Annotated in this window: 3 protein-coding genes; 2 read left to right on the top strand and 1 reads right to left on the bottom strand. The window is 70.5% G+C overall.

Features of this window, described 5'->3' with window-relative positions:
* The first annotated feature begins 169 nt into the window (after positions 1-169).
* Positions 170-1,036 carry an LURP-one-related family protein gene (locus AC5LUJ_RS16325; protein ID WP_493465237.1) on the top strand — a complete coding sequence of 289 codons (867 nt, stop codon included), beginning with the start codon at positions 170-172 and terminating at the stop codon, positions 1,034-1,036.
* Between the two features lie 58 nt (positions 1,037-1,094).
* Positions 1,095-1,688, top strand: coding sequence for a Uma2 family endonuclease (locus AC5LUJ_RS16320; RefSeq protein WP_250285414.1), 594 nt, complete (start codon positions 1,095-1,097; stop codon positions 1,686-1,688).
* A gap of 47 nt (positions 1,689-1,735) precedes the next feature.
* Here the strand turns inward: AC5LUJ_RS16320 and AC5LUJ_RS16315 are convergent, their stop codons facing one another.
* Positions 1,736-3,382, bottom strand: a complete 1,647-nt coding sequence (locus AC5LUJ_RS16315) for a DNA repair helicase XPB (RefSeq protein WP_250285415.1) — start codon at positions 3,380-3,382, stop codon at positions 1,736-1,738.
* Positions 3,383-3,802 lie beyond the last annotated feature (420 nt).

Genomic DNA, 3,802 nt, shown 5'->3' with positions numbered 1-3,802 from the left:
CGCCTGCGCCGCGGGTGTCATCCGTCGTGTATGCGATGTCAACGGCGGTTGCGGCGGTTTGTCGAGCATGTCGGGCATACTCTCGTGAAGCGCCGGTTCCGGTGGGATTACCGCCACCATGGGCGCGCGGTGGGCCGCGGACAGCACCATGACCGGGAGTGTGTACGAGATGACCCAGACCACGCCGCCGGCCGGCTGGTACGCCGACCCGTCCGGCCAGCACGGCTTCCGCTACTGGGACGGCACCACCTGGACCGACCAGGTCAGCGACACGCCATCGGGGCAGCCAGGATCACCGGGCAAGGCGGCACCCACGCAGGGCTGGGGAACTCCACAGGGCTATCAGAACGCGCCGGTACAGACCAGCTACACACCGGACCGCATCCAGCGCCAGCTTTCCGAGCAGGCGGGCGTGCGACCCGTCCACGGCGGTGGCGGGACGCTTTTCACCGAACCGGTCCTGGTGGTCAACCAGAAGACCAAGCTCATCGAACTGACGAACGAATACGCCGTGTTCGACCAGGCCGGCAACCAGATCGGTTCGGTTGTCGAGATCGGCCAGAGCGCGTTGAAGAAAGCGGTGCGGTTCGTAAGCTCGCTCGACCAGTTCTTCACCCACCGGCTTGAGGTGCGCGACAGCGCCGGCGTGGCCCATCTGGTCCTCACCCGGCCGGCGAAGGTCTTCAGGTCACGTGTGATCGTCACCCGGCCGGACGGCTTCGAGATCGGCCAGATCGTCCAGCAGAACATCTTCGGTAAGATCCGTTTCGCGCTGGAGACCGGCGGGACGCCCATCGGGATGATCAAAACGGAGAACTGGCGGGCGTGGAACTTCTCGATCGTCGACCACAGCGGCACCGAGATCGCCCGGGTGACGAAGACCTGGGAGGGGCTGGCCCGCACCCTGTTCACCACCGCTGACAACTACGTCGTCCAGATCCACCGTCCGCTGACGGATCCGCTGCGCGGCCTGGTGGTCGCCTCCGCGCTCACCATAGACACCGCGCTCAAGCAGGACTCCCGCGGCCTCGGCTGACAGCGCCCCGGCGAAGAACATTTAGACAGTCTCCGGGTCACAAGGCACCATTACTGGCGTGCCCGCTCCCGGCTCCGCGACACGGTCGCTCCGTCCCGTCCTGACGCTGCCCGCCCCGCCGCTCACCGTGACGGACCTCGACGAGCTCGCGCTCGACCCGCGCTTCGAGCTCGTCGACGGGATGTTCGTGATCCGCCCGTGGCCGACGCCGCTGGAGGCCCGGGTGACCAAACGCCTGGTCCGGCTGCTCGTCGAGGCCACCCCGGCCGACATGCGCGTCCACACCCGTGACGTCAGCGTCCGGATCGAGCCGCGCAGCGAGGTCGTCCCCGACATCGTCGTGGCCGCGGCCGGTGACGACGACGACCGCCCGCAACGGATCACCAGCCTGCCGCTGCTGGTCGTCGAGGTCGCCGAGGCCGGCAGCCGCCGCTACGACCGGACGCTCAAGTTCGACCTCTACCGGGACCACGGCGTGCCCGACTGCTGGCTCGTCGACCCGGACGGCCCGCGGGTCGACGCCTACCGGCTCGTCGACGGCGCCTACATACCGCTGGGATCCGCGACCGGGGACGAGGAGCTGACGGTGACCACACCGGTACCCTGCACGATCATTCCGTCCACCCTCGTGGACCCACCAAACCCGGAGTGACCGTCGCCCGGCCGTTCGGGGCCGAACGGCCGGGCCTGGCTGGACGGCTACGCGGGGTCGGGGATGTCGTCGGCGTCCACGATCGTGTAGACGTAGCCCTGCTCGGTGAGGAAGCGCTGGCGGTGCGCGGCGTACTCCTGGTCGATCGTGTCCCGGGAGACCACGGTGTAGAAGTGCGCGCCCCGGCCGTCGGCCTTCGGGCGCAGCACCCGCCCGAGCCGCTGCGCCTCCTCCTGACGTGAGCCGAACGTGCCGCTGACCTGGATGGCGACCGCCGCCTCCGGAAGATCAATCGACACGTTCGCGACCTTGGAGACGACCAGCGTGCTGATCTCCCCCGACCGGAACGCCTCGAACAGGCGTTCGCGCTCCCGGTTGCGGGTCGACCCCTGGATGACCGGGGCGTCAAGCAGCTCGCCGAGCTGGTCGAGCTGGTCGAGGTAGGCGCCGATGACGAGCACCTGGTCGTCGGCGTGCCGCTGCACCAGCCGGCGTACCACCGCCCGTTTGCTGTAGGCGGTGGCGCACATGCGGTAACGTTCCTCGGCCTCGGCGACGGCGTAGGCCATCCGCTCGTCCTCGGTGAGGGTCACCCGCACCTCGGTGCACTCGGCCGGCGCGATCCAGCCCTGGGCCTCGATCTCGCGCCAGGGGGCGTCGTAGCGCTTGGGGCCGATCAGCGAGAAGACGTCGCCCTCCCGGCCGTCCTCGCGCACCAGGGTCGCGGTCAGGCCAAGCCGGCGGCGGGACTGGATGTCGGCGGTCATCCGGAAGACCGGCGCCGGCAGCAGGTGCACCTCGTCGTAGACGATCAGCCCCCAGTCGCGGGCGCCGAACAGCTCCAGGTGCAGGTACTCGCCCTTGCGGCGGGCCGTCATCACCTGGTAGGTGGCGATGGTGACCGGACGGATCTCCTTGCGCTCGCCGGAGTACTCGCCGATCTCCTCCTCGGTGAGCGACGTGCGCTTGAGCAGCTCCGACCGCCACTGGCGGCCGGCGACGGTGTTGGTGACCAGGATCAGGGTGGTGGCGCGGGCGTGCGCCATGGCGGCGGCGCCGACGATGGTCTTGCCGGCGCCGCTGGGCAGCACCACCACGCCCGAGCCGCCCTCCCAGAAACCCGCCACCGCGCCCTTCTGGTAGCTGCGCAGCTCCCAGCCGTCCTGACGCAGCTCGATCGGGTGCGCCTCACCGTCGACGTAACCGGCCAGGTCCTCGGCCGGCCAGCCGATCTTCAGCAGCGCCTGCTTGAGCCGCCCCCGCTCGGACGGGTGCACCGCGACGCAGTCGTCGTCGAGGCGCTGCCCGAGCATCGGCGCGACCTTCTTCGACCGGACGACCTCGGTGAGCACCGCGCGGTCGACGGTGCGCAGCACCAGCCCGTGCACCGGGTCGTTCTCCAGCCGCAGCCGGCCGTAGCGGTCCATGGTGTCGGCGATGTCGACGAGCAGCGCGTGCGGAACGGCGTAGCGGGAGAACCGGACGAGCGCGTCGACGACCTGTTCGGCGTCGTGGCCGGCGGCCCGGGCGTTCCACAGCGCCAACGGGGTGATCCGGTAGGTGTGTATGTGCTCGGGTGAACGTTCCAGCTCCGCGAACGGCGCGATCACGGCCCGCGCGTTGCCGGCCAGCGGGTGATCGACTTCCAGTAGCAGGGTCTTGTCCGACTGGACGATCAACGGGCCGTCGGGCACGTCTCACCACCCTTCCGAGGTTTCCGAGGCTTCCGGGATTTCCGAGGTTCCCAGGGCTCCCGGAGTGCCCGCGGCGTCCGAGGGCTTCCAGGACGACGATGTCACGGCGCCGCGTCAGGCGGACCGGCAGCCGGACCAGACCGGCCGGCAAGCGGGCACCGAGCGCGTCCGCCGATTCTCGCATGCTCGTCGCCGGCCCCGGGGCGGGGCCGTCGTCACCGCCCGCGGCGGGCGCTGTCCGGGCGGTCCGGCCGCGCAGCGGCCCGGCCGCCGGCATCCGGTCATCGGGAGACTCCGGTGGCCACCGGGAAGCGGGGCGGGCCTGGCCGCTGTCAGGGCAGACCGGAAATGTCCTCCGCGTCAGCCGTCCGTGGATGCGCCTGGTCGGGCACGGCCGTCGGCACGCCGGCGGCGTCCATA

The organism is Protofrankia sp. CiP1_Cm_nod3 (assembly GCF_982290655.1).
This window is presented reverse-complemented; position numbering and strand designations above follow the sequence as displayed.